Source organism: Carboxylicivirga sp. M1479 (assembly GCF_007097485.1).
Classification (GTDB): domain Bacteria; phylum Bacteroidota; class Bacteroidia; order Bacteroidales; family Marinilabiliaceae; genus Carboxylicivirga.
This window is the reverse complement of the sequence record NZ_VKDE01000017.1, coordinates 89,381-115,282: the sequence shown is the minus strand read 5'-3', so window position 1 is coordinate 115,282 and position 25,902 is coordinate 89,381. Positions and strand designations below refer to the sequence as shown.

15 protein-coding genes and 1 tRNA gene are annotated in these 25,902 nt (G+C 37.7%); 3 read left to right on the top strand and 13 right to left on the bottom strand.

Going from position 1 to position 25,902, the window contains the following annotated elements:
- Positions 1-284 precede the first annotated feature (284 nt).
- Positions 285-716, bottom strand: coding sequence for a VOC family protein (locus FNN09_RS11975; protein ID WP_143302594.1), 432 nt, complete (start codon positions 714-716; stop codon positions 285-287).
- Between the two features lie 249 nt (positions 717-965).
- Between FNN09_RS11975 and FNN09_RS11970 the strand changes: the two genes are divergently transcribed.
- The gene (locus tag FNN09_RS11970) at positions 966-1,235 is read left to right on the top strand and encodes a DNA-binding protein (protein ID WP_143302593.1); all 270 of its coding nucleotides are present in this window, start codon (positions 966-968) and stop codon (positions 1,233-1,235) included.
- A 56-nt stretch (positions 1,236-1,291) separates the two neighbouring features.
- On the opposite strand, the gene FNN09_RS11965 is transcribed toward FNN09_RS11970, so the two are convergent.
- From FNN09_RS11965 to FNN09_RS11935, 7 genes are all read right to left on the bottom strand, one after another.
- Positions 1,292-2,017 carry a hypothetical protein gene (locus tag FNN09_RS11965; protein WP_143302592.1) on the bottom strand — a complete coding sequence of 242 codons (726 nt, stop codon included), beginning with the start codon at positions 2,015-2,017 and terminating at the stop codon, positions 1,292-1,294.
- Positions 2,010-6,743 (bottom strand): efflux RND transporter permease subunit, encoded by a 4,734-nt coding sequence (locus tag FNN09_RS11960; RefSeq protein WP_143302591.1) that lies wholly within the window; start codon positions 6,741-6,743, stop codon positions 2,010-2,012. Before FNN09_RS11960 ends, FNN09_RS11965 begins: the two co-directional genes overlap by 8 nt.
- An 11-nt stretch (positions 6,744-6,754) precedes the next feature.
- Positions 6,755-9,844, bottom strand: coding sequence for an efflux RND transporter permease subunit (locus FNN09_RS11955; RefSeq protein WP_143302590.1), 3,090 nt, complete (start codon positions 9,842-9,844; stop codon positions 6,755-6,757).
- 197 nt (positions 9,845-10,041) lie between these two features.
- Positions 10,042-11,130 carry an efflux RND transporter periplasmic adaptor subunit gene (locus tag FNN09_RS11950; RefSeq protein WP_143302589.1) on the bottom strand — a complete coding sequence of 363 codons (1,089 nt, stop codon included), beginning with the start codon at positions 11,128-11,130 and terminating at the stop codon, positions 10,042-10,044.
- Between the two features lie 30 nt (positions 11,131-11,160).
- Complete coding sequence (locus tag FNN09_RS11945; protein ID WP_143302588.1) at positions 11,161-12,636, bottom strand: TolC family protein; 1,476 nt, start codon at positions 12,634-12,636, stop codon at positions 11,161-11,163.
- Between the two features lie 20 nt (positions 12,637-12,656).
- Positions 12,657-15,989, bottom strand: coding sequence for a hypothetical protein (locus FNN09_RS11940; protein WP_143302587.1), 3,333 nt, complete (start codon positions 15,987-15,989; stop codon positions 12,657-12,659).
- Positions 15,986-16,882 carry an ABC transporter ATP-binding protein gene (locus FNN09_RS11935; RefSeq protein WP_143302586.1) on the bottom strand — a complete coding sequence of 299 codons (897 nt, stop codon included), beginning with the start codon at positions 16,880-16,882 and terminating at the stop codon, positions 15,986-15,988. The genes FNN09_RS11940 and FNN09_RS11935 overlap by 4 nt, the downstream gene beginning before the upstream one ends.
- A 419-nt stretch (positions 16,883-17,301) precedes the next feature.
- Between FNN09_RS11935 and FNN09_RS11930 the strand changes: the two genes are divergently transcribed.
- A tRNA-Arg gene (locus FNN09_RS11930) sits at positions 17,302-17,375 on the top strand.
- A 170-nt stretch (positions 17,376-17,545) separates the two neighbouring features.
- Here the strand turns inward: FNN09_RS11930 and FNN09_RS11925 are convergent.
- The 3 genes from FNN09_RS11925 to FNN09_RS11915 all read right to left on the bottom strand — a co-directional run bounded on the left by FNN09_RS11925 (position 17,546) and on the right by FNN09_RS11915 (position 21,537).
- The gene (locus FNN09_RS11925) at positions 17,546-18,757 is read right to left on the bottom strand and encodes a two-component regulator propeller domain-containing protein (RefSeq protein ID WP_143302585.1); all 1,212 of its coding nucleotides are present in this window, start codon (positions 18,755-18,757) and stop codon (positions 17,546-17,548) included.
- 311 nt (positions 18,758-19,068) lie between these two features.
- Positions 19,069-20,307: an SGNH/GDSL hydrolase family protein gene (locus FNN09_RS11920; RefSeq protein WP_185968976.1), complete on the bottom strand. Its 1,239-nt coding sequence runs from the start codon at positions 20,305-20,307 to the stop codon at positions 19,069-19,071.
- Between the two features lie 12 nt (positions 20,308-20,319).
- Positions 20,320-21,537: an OmpP1/FadL family transporter gene (locus FNN09_RS11915; RefSeq protein ID WP_143302583.1), complete on the bottom strand. Its 1,218-nt coding sequence runs from the start codon at positions 21,535-21,537 to the stop codon at positions 20,320-20,322.
- 282 nt (positions 21,538-21,819) lie between these two features.
- On the opposite strand from FNN09_RS11915, the gene FNN09_RS11910 reads away from it, so the two are divergent.
- Entirely contained in the window at positions 21,820-23,349 is a 1,530-nt protein-coding gene (locus tag FNN09_RS11910) for a DUF4301 family protein (RefSeq protein WP_143302582.1), read from the top strand.
- A 75-nt stretch (positions 23,350-23,424) separates the two neighbouring features.
- On the opposite strand, the gene FNN09_RS11905 is transcribed toward FNN09_RS11910, so the two are convergent.
- Entirely contained in the window at positions 23,425-24,555 is a 1,131-nt protein-coding gene (locus FNN09_RS11905) for a hypothetical protein (protein ID WP_143302581.1), read from the bottom strand.
- A 1-nt stretch (position 24,556) separates the two neighbouring features.
- A complete protein-coding gene (locus FNN09_RS11900; RefSeq protein WP_143302580.1) occupies positions 24,557-25,669 on the bottom strand; it encodes an SPFH domain-containing protein in 1,113 nt (370 codons plus the stop codon).
- Between the last annotated feature and the right edge of the window lie 233 nt (positions 25,670-25,902).

The following is a 25,902-nucleotide window of genomic DNA, read 5'->3' as shown; positions in this document are numbered from 1 at the left end:
GAGGGGTATTGTCTTGTTTTCCAACCATATCTGCAAGCTTTGTTACTAAAATACACAATTGCTTGCAGAACAAGAAACTTAATGAGATGTATTATCTACTGAATATCAACTCCCTAAGTCACTTTTAAGGTTTGACTATTGAGACGCTTAAGGGAACCATTAATGTTGAATCAAAAGTTGGCCAAGGTTCAATATTTAGCGTTAGTCTGCCATTAGAAACAACAAAAGCATCAACAAATGAAATTATTGAAGATGCTCTTATCAATCAAAAATAGTTTGATTTACTATTTGCTTTGCTCATAATCGTAGTTAACCATCCAATTAATGCCATACTGATCGGTTAATACACCAAAAAGTGAGCCCCAAAAGGTTTTTTCCAAAGGCATATTAACTTGGCCATCATTGGCTAATCCCTTAAATAGGTCTTTTGCTTCTGATTCGGACTCTGTATTAATCGATATAGAAATGTTATTTCCCACTTTTACAGGTGGACCAAATGCTGCAGACGAATCACTACCCATCAACACCGTATCTTTACTAATACGAAGTGAAATATGCATTATTTTTTCTACCTCTGAGTCAGGCACTTTAAACTCAGCTGGCATGTCTTTAAATCGGCCAATATATTCAAAGTCTCCACCAAACACCTTTTTATAAAAGTTAAAGGCTTCTTCACAACCATTTTGAAATGTTACATACGGATTAATTGTTGCCATAATCTAATTTTTAATGATTTATTTAGAAACATTAAAAATAACAAATTCGAATTAAATATTCCAGCAAGAAGCTTCCAAGTTTTAGTTCCCTTTTTAAAAGGCTTTGCTTAAGTAAAATTATCAAAATAGAGGTTAAATAAACATTAAAACTTAAGCATTCTGAGACAATTAAGGTCATCTAAATTTTAATATTCGATAAAATTTTCTATTTTTATTACAGACTTATATTTACTATTAAACCATATCAATATGAGTACAACAACAATCACATTTAATCAGCTCAGGAAGATTAAGGATAGTCTGCCTGATGGAAGCATTCACACGATTGCCGATGAGTTAAACCTCGACGTAGAAACTGTAAGAAATTACTTTGGCGGAGCCAACTATGATCGAGGGAAGAGTGTAGGGATACATCTTGAACAAGGACCCGACGGCGGTATTGTTGAATTGGATGACACAACTATCCTGGAAATGGCCCGCAACATTCTAAAAGGCAGTAAGCCTGTTGCTCAGAGTTAATGTTTATAATTATATATTAGAAAAAAGCGCCCAATAGGCGCTTTTTTTATGCTCTCTTATTTAATAAACTTCTCTCTGTTCTGAAGATTTAGTAAGCCCCAGAGTCCTGCAACAAGGGCCACTACTAGCCAAGTGCGAATGTGCTTTTGAACAACATTTACCCATACCGTTTCGGTCATGCCTGATGGCAAATTAAAGGGGTTTAAAAATACATTCCACGAACTATTTTCAATAAAAGCACTTATAAACCATATTATTAAGCCAATTATTACAACAACCACAGCCGTTCCGTTACCATTTTTAACCACCGTACTAAAGAAAAAGCCCAACATACCAAAGAGCATAACAGGAACCATCAATCGCAATGTCATCTCCCATACAGGTATGCTTATTAGTAACAAATTACTGAGTATAGCCATTAAAAATATAAACCAAAACACCATAAAAAAGGCCATTACAAGACGAACAAGCCATATTTTGTAGCGATAATTGGGTATGCCAAAGAGAATTTCTAAAATGCGGGCATCTTCATCGTTTTGTATACCATAGGTAGTTGGAAAAAACACGAGTAGAAATGCTGGAAACATTAATTGATAATAAACTCCGTGTACACTGACACTATCGGCAGCAAACAAACTAATGGAACTAATTAATAGGTAAAAGATGAGTGAAGCACCTAAGAAATAAACAAACTTGTTTCCGAATACGATTTTTAAGTTATACTTGATAAACTTAAAAAGTAATCGAATTTTTGAAGGGCTTATTATATTTGATTTATTCATTTTCTTCAGAATTATCTTTTAACAACCAAATGTAGGCATCTTCCAACACTGCATTAACTTCTATTGCATCATTTACAGGTTGCTCATTGGACAAACAGCGAACGCGAATCATCTCCCCATCGCGCATGTGATGGACAATAATAAATTGCTTATTTACCGTTTCAAAATCTGCGGCCTGCACATCAAATTGCCATACTCTACCGTTGGCTACCTGAACCATGTCAGATGGTTCACCCCAATACTTCAACTCGCCTTTGCGCATTACCGCCACCTGATTACAAGAGTTCGAAATATCTTCGATAATATGAGTTGAAAACAAGACTATTCTTTCACGGCTTAACTCAACCAGTAGGTTTCTAAAGCGAATACGTTCGCGTGGGTCTAATCCTGCTGTTGGCTCATCGACCACCAAAATCTTGGGAAGATGCAATAATATCATTGCAATGCCAATACGTTGCTTCATACCGCCCGAAAATGCACCTATTTTATCATCACGCCTTTCCCACATATGCACTGATTGCAGCACATATTCCAAACGTTCTTTCCGTATGGTTTCATCTGATATTCCTCGAACTATGGCTTGATAATCTAGAAATTCATAAGCCGTCATGTTTTCATAGGTGCCAAACTCCTGTGGCAGATATCCAATTATTCCTTGTAATTCTTCGCGATGCTCTGCCGTATCAAATCCATTGATGTATACCTTACCATAACTTTGCTCAAGTATGCCGCAAATTATGCGCATCAAGGTTGTTTTTCCAGCACCATTAGGCCCTAACAAACCAATCATACCAGTTTTTATCTCAAGCGAGACACCTTTTAAAGCTTTGAAAGGTACTTTTTGCTTGCCAACACCAGGTATTCCGCGCAACATGCGATAATACGTTCTGCGCCATCCTGCAAAGCGTCCAGTAATACGTTCAATGTTTAATTGGTCCCTTTTAAGTTTGGTTCCTGATGAGATTAATATTAATAACAGATATGATAAAACAGCCATAACAATGGCTAGCACCATGGCATCCCATCGGTACACAATTAAAAGAGATGCCAAAAGCGGATAAGCGAACCGAATGGTAGTTAACATTCTTCTATCCCACTTGCCTGCCACCTTTAACGGTTTATGTTGTCTCCAAAAATAGGCCCAACTATTGTATACTTTTAGGGCAATAAAGTAGTTGATAATTGAAAAGGTTAAACCCCAAACAACTGAATCGAGATACCACCAGGTGTAATAAACCATAAAGGCAATCAAAGGCAATTGCCAAACCATTTGCTTTAATAGCATTTTGTTGGATAAAGTGGTTTTTCCCTTAAGCACTCCTAATTTATGTTTTCGCGCTTTCAGTTCACGAACAAAACGGCTATCTCTATCGTACACTTTTACCAAATTACGAATGGTAATATTGACCATTTCGTCGTCCTTTACGAGGCTTGATTTAGCCATTCGTAATGAGCTTTTAACAAAATAGACGACAGCTGGCACTCCACTAATAATCAGAACGCCATATAACATTTGCCAGGCAAAGGAAGCATCCGCAAAAAAATAGACAGCCAATAATGCCGCAGCCCATAAAAAGTAGATTAATAGTTTTAACCAAATGCTTAAGCCACGCAACCAACTTAAGGCTGAATCCAAACCAAATGCGAATGTTGGCATAAATACCAAGGTTAAGATTGTGCTAAAGCTTAAACCTCCAACCACGGTAATGGCAAATGGCGCACCCAATATTCCAACATACTCCGACTTACCAAGTGCTAAAGGCATCATGGCAATAATGGTAGTTATAGCTGTTATTAATATTGGTCTAATACGAGAAATTCCAGCCTGCATGATAGCCCTGCTGTAATTATAGCCATCGCGGCGTAGCTGCCTTGAATAATCGATTAGCAGTATGCCATTATTGACTACAACACCCAAGAGAATGAGAAAGCCAATAAAGGTGTTGATATTAATAATTGAATTACCAGTAAGCACTAAAGCCAACAAAGAGCCTATTGCCGCCAGAGGAACTGAAAAAAGCATGATTACGGGCGCTGTGAGTGACTCAAAAACAGATGCTAATATCATGAACACCAGCAATAGGCCTATTAATCCGAGGAACTTGAATTCGGCAAACATGTCCTCTTCATGAATCACTTTTAAAGATACCTTAGAAGAAATAGGAATAGAAGCAACCAAATCATCCACCTGTGCCCGTGCATCCTCCAATAAAGTTGTTGAGTTGTTCACTTCATCCGTAAAACGGTAGCTTACCTCAATCTGTTTTTCCTGATTAACCCGTAATATTTCGGTACGCCCTGAAGCATAATTTATCTCCGAAAAATCGCGTAAAGGCACAACAGTGCTTTGATTGGTAGTAATGTTCATCTTTTGCAAATCACCCATGGTTTTTGGCGCTTGATCACTCAAGTTTTCATCCTCTACCGTTTTTAGTACAATGTCATAGGTTTCTGTGCCAACTTTTAGCTCGCCACCCGAACTAACTTCAGATCGAAAGGAAGATAGCTCTGAAACAACATTGGATGGCGATATATTAAATAAACCCATTAGAAAAGCATCCATTCCTAAATGCACTTCAGGCCGTTTATTTGAAGCAGAAATACGTACTCTTTGGAGGTTATCTATTTCATTTTCCAAATAATACTTAACATCATTGGCCACTAATAACATTTGATCGTAATCCTCTCCCTTAATCACCACCTTTTCTTCCTGTTCCCCAAGACCCAAAAACATCATCATGCCCATGCCTGGGTTGGAGCCAAAACCCCTACTACCTCCCATGGCAGCCGTTGAACTTTGCGATAAACTAATTTCACCACCATCGACTTCACTAATGCGCTCCAGAATGTCTGCTTTTATTGACGGAATTGTTCGTTTCGCTATTTTCTTATAATCATCAACTAAAGTAACGGATACACTGGCATTGTCTTCATACACTTTACTGAGTACATCTTCTTTCTCAGCTAAAGATTCTAGTCGAGTTTCTATCTCGCGAACCACCTTATCAGTGTTGCTTAACATGGAGCCTGACGACATTTCAACCGAAATACTAAATTCGGTTGTTTCAGCCTCTTGCTGAGTAGAAATACTTAATCCGATACTAACGATTAAAACAACAAAAAAAACCAGCATGATACCAATGATGGTTACGGCAGGTTTTCTTAGAGTCGCTTTCAATAGTAAAATGTAGTACTGAACCATTTTATTATGCAAATCCAACTTTTCCAATGCTTCAATGCGATGCTTGATAATCCCCGATAAGAATAAGTGTGATAACATGGGAATTAATATTAAAGCCACCAATAATGAAACTAGTAGTGTTGAGATTATGGAAACACTTATGTGTTTGGCTATTTCGCGAAACATGGTTTGCTCGGAAAAAACAAAAGGCAGGAATACCGAAATGGTTGTCAGTGTAGTAGCAGTTACCGATCGCCAAACTTCCTTTGTGCCCCTTATTACGCTTTCTTCGCCACTGTAACGTCCGCTTGAAGCCACACGGTAGATATTCTCCATTACTACCACGCTATTATCGAGCAGCATACCAATGGCCAATGCTAAGCCCACCAAGGTTAGTACATTGATGGAAATATCTGTGGCAAAGAAAAAGTTAAATGCTCCATATACTGATAATGGAACCGATAACATTACCATACCAACCAGCGGTATATTATTTAGGAATATCCATAAGACAAAAATAGCCAGGATACCACCAATAAAGGCCAACTCAATAATTGAATCAAGGTTACTCTCCATGGTTTCAGCCTGGTTAGAAACCACTACTAATTCTATACCTTTAGACTTATAATTGGTATTAATCTGCTCAATTAACTGCAAGGTGTTATCCGAGAGATTAATCATGTTCACCTGCGCATCTTTTGCTATGGATACAGAAACTGCTTCCAGACCGTTAATACGGCTGTATGAATCATCTTCCTTAACACTGAGGCTGATTTTAGCGACATCCTTTAGTAAGACTGGACCATCAGCTTTAACCACAATGTTTTCAATATCGCTAAGGCGTTTGTAATCGGCTTCTGCAGTAACAAAATAATGCTTTTGACCATCTATTACTTTCCCAGCAAATACCTTCTCATTTTGTCCTGATGAAATAAGCTGCCTGATTCGACCTGATGTCAAACCATAACTGTCTAATACATCCTGACGACAAACAATTTCAACTGTTTTTTGGCGACCACCAGAAATTTGCACAGATGATACGCCATCCACACTTTCCAACTGCGCTTTTATATCTTGCTCAATCAGGTTTCGGATACGATCAACACCACCTTCTCCTCGCACCTGAATGATCATAAATTCACTGTTGAACTGGTCAACATCGGCCTTAAATACTTGTGCTAACATGGTTTCGGGCAACACACTACCTGCACCCTCAACTTTCTCAATTAGTTTGAGATAACTGTACTTCACATCCGCTTCGCGCGTTAAGAAAACCATTATCATGGCTTGGCCTGGTCGAACGCGTGTTTCAATCTTTTCGATCCCATCCATGGTGCTGATAAGCCCTTCAATTGGGATAGCCCCCTCCTGCTCCATGTGTTTAGGATCGAGTTGAGTACTAGCTCGAACCTGTACAAACAAAAGCGGATAGTCGGTGTTGGGTAATAGCTCAAACGATAGTTGGCGATATGAAATCAAGCCCAACATTGTAAGCGCTATAAAAAGCATGCTGACAAGTACTTTTCTATTTATTAATTCTTTCATACAAGTCAGTCCTATTTGTTGGCATTAAATAAACGATCGAACACATAATAAACACAAGGAATAACCACCAAGGTAAGTAATGTGGATGTCAGCAATCCGCCAATAACAGCGATGGCCATTGGGGCTCGAAGTGCAGCACTGTCGCCAAAGCCTATTGTTAATGGTAACAAGGCCAGTATGGTGGTTAAGCTTGTCATTAAAATAGGTCGTACACGTTGCTGACCTGCCGAAATAACGGCTTCTTTCAATTGAAGCCCAGCCTTTTTGTATTGATTAATGGCATCTACCAATATGATAGAATCATTAACGGCAATACCAGCCAACATGACTATTCCAATATAGGCCATGATGTTAAACGTATGACCGAGCAAATAAAACGCCCATACAGCACCAACGCCTGCCAGTGGTATGGTAAGTAAGATTGTAAACGGATGTAATAATGACTCAAACTGAGAAGCCATTACCATATAAACCAGAATAATGGAAAGAATAAGTGCAAACTGCAAACTCCCGAATGCATCCTTGCGCTTTTCTTCTTCTCCTAATATTTTAATGTTGGATGTTGGCTGTATCACCAACTGCCCAATAGCCTGATTCAAGTCTGCAATAAAATGATCAAAAGGTCGATCATCGCGAACCATGGCACTTAAGCGAATCACTCGTTTTTGGTTATTTCGTATGATCTCTCGCGATGCCTTACCGATACTAATGGTACTTACTTCCGATAATAATACCTCTTGTTCTCCATCGCCGATGTTTAAGGAGGCTAACTCATTCAGGCGTACATCTGGTGTTTCCAGTTTTATGTTGGTTAGTTCTCCACTAAGCTCCATTCGCCCACCGTCTTTTTTCGAAAGATAATCGGACAGGTTAGACATTATAGTAGAAACATTTAGATTGAAGATTCCAGCTCGAACACGATCAATTTGAACATTCACTTCTGGTGCTCCATCTTCAAAAGAACTTTTTACATTATATATTTCACCGTTTTGGCGAATATAATCAGCAATCACCATGGCCGATATCTCTAAGTTTTCTCGATTATTATCTTCCACTTCAATTACAAGAGGCGACTCATCGGTTCCCAATAAGGTTTGTAAGGCTGATTGATCTTGCACAAAACGCATTTCCAAATCTCTAATACCTCCATATAAATCATTTAAAACGGATACTATTTCAGAGAAAGAGACCTGCACATCGCTGTTGAGTATCAACTTAATAAAACCAGTATTTTCTCCCTGCTCATTGGTAGATATGGATTCCCCTGATGTTTCGGGCCCAGCATGCGTGTATATCCACTTTAACTTATCGCCAAAAGCATCAATGGCCATTTGTTCCATCTGACTGAGTGTGGCATCAGTACGGTTTAACGTTGTTCCAGCAGGAAACACTGTTTCAATGGTTACTTCGTTTGATTGTGTTTCAGGCATAAACTCACTTCCTACTTTAGGTAGAATAAAACCTGTAATAAGCAGAAGTATCAAAGCTCCTAACAAAACTATATATCGCCCGTCAAGCACCTTTTCTAAGAACTTTTCATAGGCTGTAAAACCCGTTTTTGTGATTGCAGGCTTTGTTTTTGACGTGGCTGATTTTTTTAAAACCGCTGTGCTGAGAACTGGAATTACCAATAGAGCGACTAATAAGGAGGATAAAAGTGAAAATGCTACCGTCCATGCCTGATCTTTAAACAATTCGCCTGATGCACCGTGCAAGTAAACGATTGGTAAAAACACCACAATGGTTGTTAAGGTTGAAGCTGTTAATGCTCCTCCTACCTCTGATGTCCCTTCAATGGCTGCTTGCTTTATGGGTAAGCCTTCTTCTATTTTTCGTACAATATTTTCAACTACTACAATGGCATTATCCACCAACATACCAGCACCAAGTGCTAAGCCACCCAAAGTCATAATATTTAATGTGAGTCCATTAAAGTACATGAGGTTAAATGTGGCTATGATAGAAATTGGGATGGCCAGACTTACAATAAGTGTTACACCAAAACGACGCAAGAATACAAACAGAATGAAGACCGCTAAGATAATACCATACAAAGCACTTTCTTGCACCTCGCCAATGGCACTTTGAATAAATGTACCCTGGTTACTTACTACGTGTAGCTTATATCCAGGTATACGTCTTTGAATATCTATAAAGGCCTCTTCGAGTTTTTCAACAGCGGCAATGGTATTAAAGCGGGTTTCTTTGTAAACCGAAATGCCCAGGCAGCGTTGCCCATTCAAACGCACAATACTTTCTGGTTCTCTATTGAGAACACGAACCTTAGCCACATCTTTTAGCAAAACAGGCATTGCGTCCGAAATGGTATTCTGCTGCTCTGTTGTGGTATTTGTTTTGTTGAGTTTTACCACCAAGTTTTCCACATCGTGAAGCGCCGATAAAGAGCTTAATCCTTTAATGATGTAGCGCTGGCCCATTTCTTCGATTGAGCCACCAGATACGTTCTGATTAAAACTATTGATCGTATTTAGCAGAGATGTTGATGTAATTTTATTCGCCTTTAGCAATTGAGGATCAGCGATAATCATCACTTCAGCTTCCTCCTCACCTGAGATACGAATATCGGCAATTCCGTCAATGCGGATGAGCTCATTGCGAATGTAATTTTCAGCTACTTTTCGCAAATCATTCATGTCATTTACCTGATCGTTGATAAAGGCCGCTTTAATAACTGCCGATGCATTGGGATCGAACCGCGAAATATTCAACTCTTCAACATCTTCATCCTGGTTAACAGGCGAAAGAGCTTTTTGAAGATCTAAAAATGCTTCATCAATGTCTTTACCCCAATCATATTCAACTGTTATAATAGCCGATCCAACACGAGAAACTGATGATACGTTTAATACACCACTTTGTCGAACTGCTAAAGCCTCAACCTGCTCAACAAAACGTTTTTCGATTTCTTCGGGAGAACGCTCACCAGAAACCACTTCAGCATATATTCGAGGATTTTGTAAATCAGGAAACAGGTCTGTTCCTAAGCGGGTTAATGAAATGCCTCCAAGCAATATTATGCCTAGCACAATCATTAATACAGTAATGGGATAATTAACTGAAAATCGAGAAATTGATTTCATATTTAATTCATAGATTTTAAAATGAAAAAAAGGCGTATACCTCGGCTCAAGTGATGTATGAGTAGCTGATAATAAACTTACGGGTAATTACCTCACTTTTATTTACAAACCAATCACTATGCATTTGTAAATCGATAACTTGTCATTTGCCAATTAAGGCCTATTGTTTTTTGTGAAGTAAGTAGCCAATATGCTTATTATTTTACTACCTTAACTTTGGAGCGGTCCTTAAGTGTTTCAAAGCCTTTAATAATCAAACGCTCATCTTGTTTTAATCCATCTAATACTTCCATATCATTTAATGTTTCAATACCAGTACGGATATATCGCTTTTGAGCTGCTGAATTTTTTGCCACAAACACCACTTTACGATTGCCTTCGGTCAACACCACATCTTTAGGTATTACCAAAGCACTATCGCGTTGATCAACCACAATCTCAGCTTTTACAAACATACCAGGCTTAAGTAGCTGTTTTTTATTATCCACTTTTAAGCGCCCTTTAAACGTTCTTGCCTCTTTATCAATGGCTGGCGATAAAGCAGTAATTCTACCCTTAAGCGTATCATCGGGCAAGGCATAATTCATAATATTTACCAACTGATTTACTTTAACCTCACCCAATAAATTCTCAGGCATGCTTAAATCCATCATCATGGTAGAATAATTCATAATGCTTAAAACAGCTTCTCCGTTATCAACACGCATACCTGGCGAAAAATATGGCAAATCGGTTATTACACCTTTAAATGGTGCACGTATGCTTAGTTTTTCAATCTTTAGTTGAGCATTTTCATATGTTTGCTCCGATGTTAAAAGCGTTTTTTCAGAATTAACCAATTCACGCTTTGTTACACCCCCTTTTTCAAAAAGAGCCTGCTGTTTTTCATATTCCATGGCCGAAATCTCCATGTCGAGCTGAGCACCTTCTAGGTTGGCATTGTTGGTATACTCCTGATCTTCTAACAATATTATTAGTTGCCCCTCACTAACCTGATCACCCATTTTGAATGGCTTACCTGTTTTGGGGTTAAGTTGCAAATGATAGTGTGCAGTTAATTCTGTTTTTAAATTTGACTCCATTTGCGGACTAATAGTAGCTGTTGTTACCAATGTTTGCTCAATGCTTTTCTTCTTAACCTCCTGCACCGAAACATTAACGGCCACATCGGTTGAAAAACTACTTGCTTCGTTTTTGCAGGACATTAATAGCAAGGATATCAGTCCAATTAACATGGGCACTTTAAAACGCATTGCTGTTGAGTGTAAGTATTTAGATTTTATCATTTTAATAAGAATATATAGGTTAGTAAAGGTTTATTGAATCATTTCGTATTTCATTACATCGTCAATAATGCTTCGTTGCATCTCAAAATCGTACAAAGTCTGCAATTTCATATTTAAGAGCTCAAGCTTGTAATTAATGAGGGCATTGGTTAAAGCATTTTTCTTTTGAGTTAACTGATTCTGGAACAGGTTAATATCCATACTAGTTAAATCGCCATTACGGTATTTCTCAAGGTTGATCTCATAGGTTAACTCCGCATTCTCTTCGTTCTTACGAGCTATTTCAATTTGCATAAGGGTATTTTTCAAACTCCTATCTACCTTTCTAATGTTTAAACGAATGGTCTTTTGCTCATCTTGCAAATTATATTCGCTAGTTTGTAAAGATGCCTCTGCAGCTCGCATACGGGCTTTCTTCTCACCCCAGTCAAATAAAGGCACTTCCAAACTAAAACGTACATCTTCGTTATCATTGGGATTATCGTAAATGCCTTTAATTTTCTCATTCTCACCAAACAATCCAACCGATACATTTAAATTACCTTTAAACTCGTTGGTCGCGTTAGTTTTTATCAACTGAAATTGCCCTGTTTCAATATCAATTTCGCGTTGGCGAATTTCCATCCTGTTGAGTAAGGCAAAATTGGTAGCCATTTTAATGTCAATATCTACAGGTAAAACCGATACTTCAGCAATCACCATTAGTTCTTCTGATAAAGATAAACCCAACATTTGCTTGAAGTTATCTTTGATGTTTTCGAGTTCAACTTCGTTGTTTTGTACCGTTGACTGACTAGACATCATATCCAATTCGGCCTGTAACATTTCTTCCTTGGCAGTTAAACCTGCCTCTACCTTATTACTAATTATTTCGAAACTTTTCTTACGATTGCCCCACTCTTCGCGCGAAGTAATTAGCTCCATTTGCTTTTGATATATTTGGTAGAAATACTGTGTAATCTGACGTTCTACATTTAGGGCTTCGAGAGCATAGTTAAGTTTTGCATTTTCATGATCAAACTCAAGCTCTTTCAGCGTCATTTTTGTTCGGTTATAGGTAAACAAAGGTTGATTAATACCTAAACGTAAGCTATTACTAAAACCTTCAAACGAGTTGGATGATGATGAGCTATAGTTATCCCTATATCCAAAGGTATTATCTAAAGTGATGGTACCATCTGTCCAAATAACTGGTTGGGTAACGCTAAGCGTAGCATTACTTTGCGTGCTTTCCGAAGTAAACCATTGTTGGTTAAATTCATCGTATTGCCGATTATTTGAATATTGATAGGGGTTTAGATTTAGCTTAAAATTAGAACGCAATGATGCTCTTTGGGCGTTGAGCAACTCACGCGTACGAATTAAGCTTAATCGCATGCGTACAATTTGCGGACTGTTCTTTAAAGCTTCTTCAACCGACTGATTAAGCGTCATTAATCGCTGAGCCTTTGTTGGCCCTGCCATGAGCAGTAAGAGCATTAATGTTGCTATCTTAATTTTTTTCATAAAAATATGTGTTCGTCTTTTTATTTTTTAATCCATTTAACGGCATCACCAATGATGTACTCACTATTTGAAACATCGGACAATTGTACTTGGGCATTTCCTTCAGAAAAATAGAATTCACCTAAATACAACCAGCCCGAATTATCGTTACTTATGACTAACTCTATAGGATCTTTACCATCATCATGGTATACTGTAAAATTGTATATTTTCTCTTTGTTTGAATTATTGTTTCCTCGCCTAAAACGATTGGTGATGTTGGCAACATAAGCGTGTACTTCGTAGGTGCCTGCCTGTTCAATATTAGCTTTCCAGGCAAGATAGCCTTCGCCACTACCTTTTCTTTTATAAACTGCTGATCTTAGATACTCACCAAAAAACTTGTCACTGACCACAGGTTGCCATTTCACAGGCGGGTTCCAGAATCGTACCATTCCATAGTCACTGTCACCATCCTCTTCATTCTGCATCGCTGTCCACCAATCTTTTACAGTTCGGCTTTCTCCTGTATTAACAAGCTCAAAACCGCTGTCTTCATTATCAACAATTATCTCATTCTTAACCTTGTAATTCAGTGTTTTACTCGAAATTTTTGATCCCTCAAAAAAAGCAACTTTTTTATTTTTTCTATTAATCGGATTTAATGTGAGGGTTTGACTTGATGGTATATTTACTGCTATGTAAGTATTAACTAATACTTCGCGCGGCTCCTCATCCAGCAAAAAGCCAATGTCGTAGGTTTGACCTGCATTAAACTGATAACTTTGTTCTCCATCCTGCTCATCGTCACCCTGGAAGCGTGAACGAAAACGCCCGCGACCTCTTTGTTGACGCCCCTCACGTACTGTAAATCCCACAATTCCATCAGCATCGCCCTGGTTTGATACAGTAACTTTCACAAAATATCGAATACGATTGCCTTCTTTTATTTCTGATACATCTACAGAACTAAATAAAAAGGCGGGTCTGTATGCATCGTTTAACCAACTGTTGTACATATCTGAAAAATCAGACATACTAACTTGAGAAATGGATGCAGTAAAGTCATTGATTGCTTGGTTTTGAAATTGCTTTGCTGTCATTAAAGCATTTAGGTCATTATCAAAATTAGCCTGACCAACATTAACCTTTAGGTTAGAAAACAACTGATTTCCTTTTGATGCGAATATGTTACCCAAAGTATTGACATCCTCTTCATTAATTAGATCTTTCAGGCTATTGTTACGAAGCTTCAATACTACTTCATCATTACTTGAAAGTCCACCTAAACCTCGTCTTCTTGTTTCACCTAAGCGTTGGTGCAGGTAATTTTCAACAGCAATAGTTAAAAGTGGGTAGCCTTGTTCATCAATACTATTGACATAACTATAATATAACGGAAAAATCTGGTATCGTCCCCAGTTTTCGATTGATCGCTCTGCCTCGCGCTGGCGACCAAAAAAGAAACGAGATGGCCTAATGAAGTTGTCTCCAAGGTAGTTTTTTAAAACCTCCACTTGTAATTCTTTTTCAGAGCGTTCTTCGTTCGATCGGTCTACACTTCTGTCAATTCGTCTTCGAACATTGCCTAAGTCATTTTGCCAAAGTCCTCCTCCATTTTCAGGAAAGAAAACCATCTCAGGCATAATATTTTCAGTCGCTAATGTCCAGTTTCGTATGTACGAATGAAAATTAATGGGAGCCTCAACAATTGAAAGACGCTGAAAAGGATATGTTAATCCTAGCTTCCGTTCAAAATCGTCTTTAATACTCTGAACAACATCCGCAACAGTATCGTTGAGCTCACTAAAATAGTCCTTATAATATGTATGTGTTTTATGATGATATAAGTTAAACTCAACACTATCAATTACGGTTGTATGCCGTTCATAATCACCAATAACTAAACTATACGCATTTAACTTCTGCTCAGGCGTAAAAGAATAAGTTCCTGAGTTAATGCTATCTTTTAAACCTTGGGAGATTACCTCCAAGTTAGGCTCTGAATGAACAGTTAAGTTCATTGCAGCAAAAGGATATTGTGTCCAATATTGGTCTCTGGCGATTACTGGATACCAATGAGCCTCACGAGTTAAAAGGACATAATTAGGTTGAATAAAGCTATATCCCTTACCTGCCAATAATGGATCCTTCCTATTTTCTGAAGCTTTGATTTCCTCTTTGATATCGGCATATATGGCATCATCCAAAATAGTCCCCTCGTAAGTTAGTTGTAAAAGGTACGATTCTTCGCTTACGGTTGTAACATCAACCGACACAATGTGAGCATCTTGTTGAAATGACACTGGCTGTTGATTTATGGTACAAGCTGTAACCTTTAATCCTGGATTTAAAGCCAATGGCAATGTATTTGCCGTATAAGCATTGCGATTTATTTGCATGCTTACTTCACAATCAATAGCATCATTATTATGCTTTACCTTTGCCTGATATGAAGTTATTTGACTAGCGATTTGTGGCAACTTAGCATTTAACTGATTAATTTGAAGCAGTAAATTATCACTCCTGATTGATGTTGTTATCTGAATAAAATAACTAACGGCAATTAAAGAACTAAAAATTAGGAGTGTCCCCCAAAGCATAGGCTTATTTAAGCGCTGCTGCTCTAATCGGGGTAAGCGCAAAATTGTAGCAATGATTAAAGCCATTCCGATTAATAAATACGCAAAACGTTGGATTAAGAGGCTATTAAAGTCTTGAAATCCTGTAAAATCAGAGCGCATAAAAGGGGTGTAAAAACCCAAGATATCGAATACACCCAAATATTTATTACCCAGATAAAATAACGACAGAGCGATAAACCCAAGTAACAACACAAAAGTAATTGCCTGGTTACGAACCAATGTCATTGTAAAAAACGATAATCCCAAAACTAGGATCAGCGTAGGTAATGAAATGAGTAAGGGGTACAACAGGTAGGCTGTCCACGATATATTTACTTCTGTAGCAATTAAGGAGAATAATAAAGCACTCATTAAAACGGCAGCGTTGAGCAAAAGGAATACTTTTAAAACCCCCATTGTTTTACCCAAAACATATTCCGAATTGGACATGCTTCTTACATAAAAGGCCTCCGTGGTATCCAGCTTTTTATCTCTTCCCAAAAAATCGGCTGATAAAAAAACGGCAATTACGGCTTGTGCGATGTTTAATATCCACAAATTAAAATAAGGTACCCCTGATGGCAATAATCGTCCTGGCCATCCTCCATCTGCAATTGCAGTAACACCAAAAAGATTGAACATGAGAACAAATCCCATAATCAATATTGCAAATATTCTGAAAAACCAACTTCTTAAAAGCGTCTTCGACTCAAAACGAGCAACTGTGGTAATTTTAAATAAAGACATCATTGGTATTGAAATTTTTCATTAGCAATATATTCCATAAAATATACGTAAGCATGCTCTAAATTAGGCTCAACAAGCTTCGTATCCCAACCTTTTACTTCATCGGCTACAAACTCAATTTCGTAGCCATTGGCTCCAGGTACCGATGTTATTACCGGGTATTGTTCTCCTATTACTTTAAGCTGTTCAAATGTTACGTTGGTATTAAATACATGACCCGATGATTGATTAACAAACATCTCAGGAGTCCCCTGAAAGTGAACTTGGCCTTTGTTTAATAAAGCCATTTGTTGACAGGTTGATGAAATATCTCCAACAATGTGCGTTGATAAAATAATGATGACATCTTGTTGACTCAAATTAGAAAGAATATTTCTAAAACGTATGCGTTCTTCTGGGTCGAGTCCTGTGGTAGGTTCATCAACAATTATAATTTTGGGGTCTCCTATTAACGCTTGTGCAATACCCAACCGTCTTTTCATACCACCTGATAATTTATTGGCATATCGGTTGCGCACATCAAACAGCCCAACCTGTTCAAGCATATGATCTACTGCCTTTAATCGCTCCTTTTTATTTTTTATACCAGTTAGTGAAGCGGCATAATCTAAAAACTCCCAGGTTTTTAATTTTGAGAAAAAACGAAAATCTTGCGGCAGGTAACCCAAATAAGATCGCACTTCGGATCGGTTTTTAGACAAGCTTTTGCCATTAACCAAAATGTCGCCATGACTTGGATTTAATAGAGTTACCAATATGCGCATGAGAGTTGATTTACCAGCACCATTGGGTCCTAATAAACCAAACATACCAGATTCAATTTCCAGATTAACTTTGTTAAGAGCTCTGAAATCATTTTTATAAACCTGGCTGAGGTCTTTAATTTGGATATTCAAAATAGATGTGTTTAGGTTCTTTCCTTTTTAACTAAAAGTATACCAAGATAATCAGATTGTTATAAACTAATGCATTATATAAATACGAAACAATTAGAAGTGTTCGATTCTACTACTTATTGTTCGATATCGTACAGTAATTGTGCAATAACAAACTTTATTACATATGATGTATTTTCAAAACGCTTTTAACGTTCGATAATGGACATATATACTCATATTTTGGATAATACTTCCTTTAACACACATATGACGCTATTGAAAAGCTTACCCTGCGAAAAAAATAAGTTTCTTAGCAATTGAAAACTTGATAATTGAGTAATACTGCGGAATTAATACTACAAAAATGCTTCATTTTATTTGAATAGATAAGTTGAATAATTATCTTTGCATCGCTTTTAACAAAAAGCACTAAGAATGGTCCAGTAGCTCAGTTGGATAGAGCAATAGCCTTCTAAGCTATGGGTCGTGGGTTCGAATCCCGCCTGGATCACTTTCTTAAATATCAAATAAGAACAAAAGCCTGTAAATCACTTGATTTACAGGCTTTTTCTTTTTTATAATGTCAATAGTGGTATCAAAATGGATCACAAAGGATCAGAACCAAATTCTGGGTCTAAGCATAAATTTTGCAGAGTCTATACAAGAAAAACTTCACATCACTTACTCCTCTAATATAACGTTTATAAAGACATATGCCTTTACCGATAAATCATCCCGCTTTGAAATAACATTCGATCGATTGATCGATACTCTATTATAGATAATGCCATCATCTGAGTAAAACAAACCATTACCACTTGTTCCAACCCACTTTCTCCCATTATTATCAATATAAATGGCGCTAACGTGAACCCGATTTAAACCGTGCTGATCAAAACCGTTTATGTATTTAAAATTATTTTTGCGCGAGATACGGACAATTCCCGCTTGTGTTCCTAACCATATATCACCCACCTTGTCCTCAAAAACATCCCGAATAATATCAAAATCAACAGATGCTGATTGAGAGTTGAAAGGGTAAATATTAACCTTTTTGAACTCTTCTGTTTCTTTATTGAATTGGAATAATCCGTTTCCCCACGTTCCAACCCACAATATCCCTTGAGTATCATTGTATAAAGTAAAATTCTTATAATCTACAGCTTTGTTGTTAGGGTAGTGCTTGGAAGACATTGTATGGTAATCAATCTTCATTAGATCTTGATTCCAACCTAATAGCCACAAACACTTATTAACCTTATCCGCTACAAGTGAGGTTATACTTGTACCGATGAAGGTTTGAATAATTTTGTCAGTCTTTTTTTTGTATTTAAGTCCGGCTGAAGTAGCAAACCACACTGTACCATCTTCTGTTTGCTGTATCGATCTGACTTGATCAAGACCTTTATAATGTATAGCAGTGTCTTTGTTAAGGCACAAAACACCGTTCGACCACGAACCAATCCATGTATTGTCTTCCTCATCTTCGCAAAAAGAAACGACTCTATTTAATCCGTATCGCTTTGCAAGTTCTTGAACTTCAAAAACACCAGCTGAATAATCATATTTTGCAGGACCACCTGATTTTAAACCAATCAATATATCCTGTTCCTTGTTTAAGAGTAAAGCTTCAATAGATGGATTGGAAATACTACCAGAATCCATAATAGAGGGCTTATAATGCTTGAAAGAATAACCATCGTACCTGTTTAACCCACCTCGGGTACCAAACCACATAAAACCATAACTATCTTGTACAATTGACGTGACTTCGTTTTGTGATAGACCATCTTCAACCGACAAATAGTTAACCTGAAAATCCTGAGCACTAGAAGTAGGAGCATAGAAGTACAAAAGGACAATCAGCAAACAATACACCTTTGAAGATATCATACACTATTCTTAGTTATTTTCGAAGTGCTAAAATATAAACATGCCTATTCTTCTACAAGTGAATTTTAATGTTTACACATTATTGTTGGTAATAATCAATTTATCAGCATTTAATATATTGGAAGGCATCGTAAAAATTCATTTTAATGATAGGCAACAAAGAATAAATTATGCAGCGATAGATACCAAGCAAATACTAGAGCTTGATTCGAACTAAAGCATATTGGCTTTATAGTGGGCCAACAAAAAAATTTAAAATAAAAAAAAGGAGGGCGAACCCTCCTTTTTACCACTCATTATTTAAAATCCCATTACGGAAATTCTACCATGTTATAATCATTGATATTGGCATGAGGTACTTGCGCATCATACTTTGCATTTATTGCATCAATAAAAGCGTTGGCAATTATTGCTGAACCACGCCCTGTAGCATGAATACCATCTAAAGAAAATACGCCTCCAGAAACAAAAGTTGTGGTATAACGATTTCCATCAATAATAAGTCCGCTTGTACTCAACTGCTCCATGATTTTTGCTAAATCAACATGAGCAATCCCGTTTTCATCAGCAATAGATTTAATTGTTGCGTTATAAGCTGTAGTAGCTGATGATATCGCATTCAATTCATTTAAATCCAGAACATATTCAGCACCTAAAGGCATTTCAACAGATTGACCATATCCCATTCCTAAAGCTGTACTTGCAGACAACAGAATTTTTTCTCCTTCAACAAGCTGTCGAATACCACCTGGTACGGCATCGTCAACAATCACCAAAGGCAAGTGACCATCTTTCAAAATATGATTAAAAAATGGAATGGTTTCAATTGCTGGAACATTACCTAGTACAGCCTTTGATCCAGTTGATAATATCGCATTAACAGCTTGCGTATAAGCAGCGGCAAACATTGCTGGATCGGTAATAGCATCTGCTTCACCACCAGCCATTGCATAAGCTAGTATATCGTTATTTCCAACCCAAAACGAAACAAAACTAGGCTCTGCTGCTAAAGCATCCCCAAGAACCGTTGCATCAGGACTGCTGGCAAATCGAGCATAAAAAGGATTTAATTGCGCGTATGGCGGATATGGAGCAGGTAATTCACCTAAGTGAATTAATTTAGCTCCAGGAACACCGAAGTTTTGATTATCAGGACTACTTACCTGTTCACCTAAAATAGCAACGTCGCCTATCGTAGGTTGTGGCTTTAAAGATCCCTCAACAATGTTTAACTCATAATAGCCATTATAAACGCCTGGTTGCAACTCCATTGAACCAACGCTACTTTCTGACTGTACAAAAGGTTGGTTATAAGAAGTTCCTCCAACATACATCAACTGCTTTCCCAATATGGCACTAAAGCTTTCTTCTTGTCCTCTTCGCCCTAAAGCTCCATCGGTATAACCAGCAGTGTATGAATCGCCAATAGCTACAAAATTAGTAAAATCAGCGCTTCCTTTTGATGGATTAAAATCATCAGTATTAGGCTCGCACGACCATAAAGCGACAGCACTTAATAGTAGTGCATATTTATATATATATCTTTTCATCAGTACCATTTATTAAAATGAATAATTAACACCAATTCCCGGAATTACAGCATTGGAATAGTAAGTTCCGTAAAAGTTAGTTGGCGCATAGCCGTCTTCACGCTTCATTCCGTGTATGTACAATAAGGATGCATCCAGCGATAACTTATCGTTGATCTGATAACCTAATCCCAATGACATTCCTATTTTATCGGTACCTGGTGTTTCAGGCGTCAATAAATCTTCTGGAATTGGCGTGCTGTCGTAATAAACACCTGCTCTAAATTGCACTTTCTCATTTAAAGCATACTCAGCTCCTAAACGATAAATCATTGTATTCTCAAAATCGCGTTGATTACGTGAATCAGGAACAGTTGGCGCTTCAAAATCAAAGTCTAAACTTTCATATGCCGACCAGCCAACGTACTGCAAGTCCGCCGCCAATAACAATTTATCATTCACCTGATAACCTAGGCCAAAAGTAATATTGGTAGGCATTGGTAACTCGGCTTGAAACTTAGTATCTGGATACAAACCAGCCAAAGAACTTGGAACCGTGAAGTCTGCATCGCCTTCATCTAGCTCTACCATTACCTCAGATCGGTAACTTAAACCAAGTGAGAGTTTATCTGTGGCTTGATAACTGATACCTGCATTAAATCCAAAAGCCCAAGTGTTACCAGAGATATTGGCACTCGCATCACCGTTGGCGCCCTGAACAGGCAAGGCCTTATTAAGATCTACATTACCATTAACAGCCATGAAACCCAAACCTAAGCCTAACTTATCATTAATCTTATAAGCCAATGTTGGTTGAATAAAAATAGCTCGCAATGAAATATCTTGGATTAAATATTTACCATCCCAATCATCACCCCATTTTAATGAATTTCCATAAGGAGTGGTTACAGCAAGGCCAAGTGCTAACTTATCATTTAATTTAGTAGCTCCATAAAAATAAAATGGCGTTCCCATTGGATTATCAGACTTTGCCTCATAGGTTGATGGCGCTTGTTTTTGGAAAGTATTATTTGAAAAAATCATGCTTCCGCCAAAGGAAAAATCATACTTTTTATCAATAAAACCTAAGGCTCCGGGATTAAAATGCATACTTGATGCACCCATAAATAGTCCAGCACCTGTATGTCCCATACCTGTTTGTCGATTTCCTTGTAAGTTAACCTGATAACCTTCAGCAAACAACTGAAAACTAAGCATAACTAACCCACAGAATAGACCTATCCTCTTCATATAAGAATAATTAGTGAATATTTTTAAGAATTTTTAACGTGGCGAAGATAGTTATTTTTTCATATATCCAACCATTTAAATACTTGTACATCAGTATATTTGAACTTTCGAGTTCTATGTTCTAATAGTTAATCTTTAACTATTAGTAAACTTACCGCAGCTCTAACGCCTATGTAGATAGGCAATACGATCCTAGGCCAAAACAAGCATGAAAATGCACAATACACACTTGTAAAACACAGCGAAAACAACTAATATTACGTATCTATAAAAATGAAATATATGCTTACAAACAAAGACCTAACACAGCTCAAAACGAAAGGTATTACCGAATCAAATATTAAAGAACAATTAGAACACTTTGCCAAGGGTTTTGCTTTTGCCAATCTCCAAAAAGCAGCTACTTTGAACGATGGTATTTTATCAATATCTGACACAAAAAAAGAACTCCTCATTACAAAATACAAACAGGCAGTTAATGAGGGATTAAAAACTTTAAAATTCGTTCCTGCATCGGGTGCTGCAACACGTATGTTTAAAGCATTATTTGAATTTTTACAACAATCAGAATTAGAACAAGCGGAATCACTAACAAAAGCTCCTTTTTTAGAGTTTTTTAAACGAATTAATGATTTTGCGTTTGCAGATGATGTTCCATCGATACAGAATAATAAGAATAACAACAGCTTTAATGCTCAGGAGGCACGTTTAATAATTGAACAAATACTCATGGATGGAGGGCTCAACTATGGTCATCTGCCCAAAGGTTTACTTAAGTTCCACAAGAGCGAAAATGGCAACACCACTCCGCTAGAAGAGCATTTAACAGAAACAGCTCAGTACGCCAGTAACTCCACACAAGGCCGAGTACATTTCACTGTAAGCCCGGAGCATCACAAGTTATTTCAACAACAATTAGCTGGCAGTATTGCTGAATACGAAAGCAAACACAACATTAAATACGATGTTAGTTTTTCGTTTCAAAAGCAATCAACAGACACAATTGCAGTTCATCCAAATAATGAAGCATTCAGGCAAGAAAATGGAGAGTTGCTTTTCCGCCCTGCCGGACACGGTGCACTTATCGAAAACTTAAATGATTTGGATGCTGAACTGATTTTTATCAAAAATATTGATAATGTTGTTCCTGAGGATCAACTGGAAGATACGACTTATTACAAACAACTATTGGCCGGCATCTTGCTTGCTAAAAAAGAAACTGTTTTTACCATATTACATGGAATCAAGAGTGATAATACGAAAGTAGTTAATGAAGCGATAGAACAGGGCATGCAGTTCCTAAGCAATGAATTGCAATTGAATACTGAGGAGCTTCAATCTTGCTCTACAGTAGATAAGGTAGAATTCATCAGTAACAAACTGAATCGCCCCATTAGAATTTGTGGAATGGTGAAAAACGAAGGCGAACCTGGCGGTGGTCCTTTTTGGGTAAAACAAAGTGATGGTAGTTCAAGTCTGCAAATTGTTGAAGGTGCCCAAATAGATCCTAATAATGCTGAACAACAAGCCATACTCAATGCTAGCACGCACTTTAACCCTGTAGATTTAGTGTGCTACATTAAAGATTTTGAAGGAAAGAAATTTGACTTAGCGAAATTTGTTGATGCTAATACTGGATTTATATCCGAAAAGACACGAAATGGCGAAGCCTTGAAAGCGCTTGAGTTGCCTGGCTTATGGAATGGCGCCATGGCACATTGGTTAACATTCTTTGTTGAAGTACCAGTAAGTACATTCAATCCTGTTAAAACAATCATGGACTTATTACGACCACAACACCAACGACAGTAACAGCAAATATTACAAAATAAAAATGTCCCTAACTCAAACTGAATTAGGGACATTTTAGTTTATAAATAGACCTGACTAATAGGCAGGTGGCTGATCTTGATAGTAATTAACGCCAAATATGATTGCTGCTATCAACAATAACACAGCAACAACGGCCAATGTGACTTTTATCCAGCTATAAGGACGTTGTCCTTGTACTTCGCCAGTACGACCATTAACTAAAAACTGATACAGTTTACCTTTAAACAAATAAGCACATACAAAAACTGGTAGCAGCAAGTGCTTAAAAGTAATATCACGATAGCTAGTATTTAATGAAATGATTCGTTGCTCATCTCCACCAATATCGCGTCGCACCAATTCACGAATTTTAGGATCTGCAATATCCTTTGCTATTCCAAAGCCCTCTTCCAAACCAATTTGGTACTTTTCAGCAATAAATCCGCTTATGTATGACCTATCGAAAGGCACTAAGTTCTCCAAATCCCAAGGCTCTAGTTTATAGATGTACTTTTGAGGTAAAGAACGGGTTGCTACTGTTAAAATATCATTGAAAAATTTGTGGACTCGACCAGATGCATGGCTCCACCTCGTTTTTCTTACCTGACGCGTTTTGGTAACTGACTTTCCATTTTCTGTGGTCGTGTAAGTTTCTGTAACGTAATAATAATCGCCCCTCTGCCCCACATAATTGGAGAAAGTATCGGTATCGTAAGTCCAATAAGGAATATAAACACCTTTAAAATGGTCAAAATTCAGGACCGCCTTTCTTAAGTCGTTTGGTGCGAACCACAACTTTTTGAGCCAGGTTTTAAATTCGTCTTTGGCCTCATCTTTATTCAACTTAAAGGGCAGTAAGGATTTTGGCTGAATAACACTCTCGTTTTGGGCATGCTCTATAACCAATGGAGCAGCACAGTAGGCACAATTGGTAGCAGTCACATCTTCTTCTAAAGTAGATGAGGCCCCGCAACTATCGCACTTAACAAAGTTGGCTTCAATGGATGTTTCCGATTCTGACTTTTGCTTGAGAAAGGTGTGAAAATCTAGCTCTTCAATCTCTTCTTCTACCTGTGGAATTTCATTTTCAGCACCACAATACTCGCAATTTAAATGCTGCGTACCAGGCTTATACTTTAGATCGGCACCACACGATACACAAGCAAACGTACCTACTGCAACTTCTTTTTCTTCGATATGTTCCATTTTATTGTCCTGGTATTGGTGGAGGAATACTTCCGAATAAACTCGTTAGCTCGGCTTGTTGCCCTGCAGCTGACCAATTAGCCATACCATCGCGCCACACCAGGGTCTCCTTCGTTAGTTGACTTTGCATGGCCATTTGCTTAAGAGTTGCCATATCATACGGCCCCGCTTGCTGACCATTGAGCACCACAAAAAACGTTAAAGCTGGCGGTATTGGTGGAGGTGGCGGGGTTGCTGTTGGTTTTTGCTCTTGTGCCTGACCAGCACCAAAGGTTTGTCCCATTTGGTTAGCCATGGCAAAACCCATGCCCATGCCCATACCAGCTCCAGCGGTGCCACTTGGATTGTTGGCAGCGGCCTCCATTGCTTTGGCAGCTTTCATTTGCGCCAATTTATTTAAATCAATCGCACTTAACCTGCTCAATTCAAATATTTCTTTTTTAATTTCCTCTGGCATCGACACATTCTCAACCAAAAACTTAGGCAGCTCAAGGCCATATTGTGCAAATTCAGGAGCAATTACTTTTAATACGTAATCCGACAGCTCATTGATGTTACCTGCGAAAGCTTCAATAGGCATTCCGGCCTCACCAGCCGCATCGGTAAAGCGTGTAACAATCATGCTTTTTAGCTGATCTGCTATTTCATCGGTTGTAAAATGGCCATCTGTTCCTACAATTTCTTTAATAAACAAAGGAGCATCGCTCACCTTAATTACGTAGGTGCCAAAGGCTCGTATCTCCAACATACCAAAGCGTTGATCGCTTAAGGTGATTGGGTTTTTCGTTCCCCACTTTTGTGCAGTAAGGCTGCGTGTACTAACAAAATATACTTCAGCTTTAAAAGGGCTGTTAAAACCATGCTTCCATCCTTGTAGAGTTGATAAAATTGGCAGGTTTTGAGTTGTTAACTCGTACATACCTGGCTGAAAAACATCTGCAATTTGCCCTTCGTTGATAAAAACAGCTACTTGCCCCTCACGAACCGTAAGCTTAGCGCCATTTTTGATTTCATTTTGATAACGTTCAAAACGATAGACGATGGTGTCATTTGAATCATCGAGCCACTCAATGATGTCAACAAATTCACCCCTTAATTTATCGAACAATCCCATTTAAAGTTAGATTTAGTAATTATGAAGCATAAATATACTCAATGCCATTGAAAAACGAATAAAAGACGTCGATGATTCTTCGTTCTATTTTAAGCTGATAATTAAGTACAATGAATCAATAGATATTCTTGTGGACAAAGAAATAAACAGTGTACCTTCTAATCAATGGCTTTACAAAAAACAATCATCGAGATTCTTTCTTTTGGGTTATTCAACAGACAGTATAGAGAAAT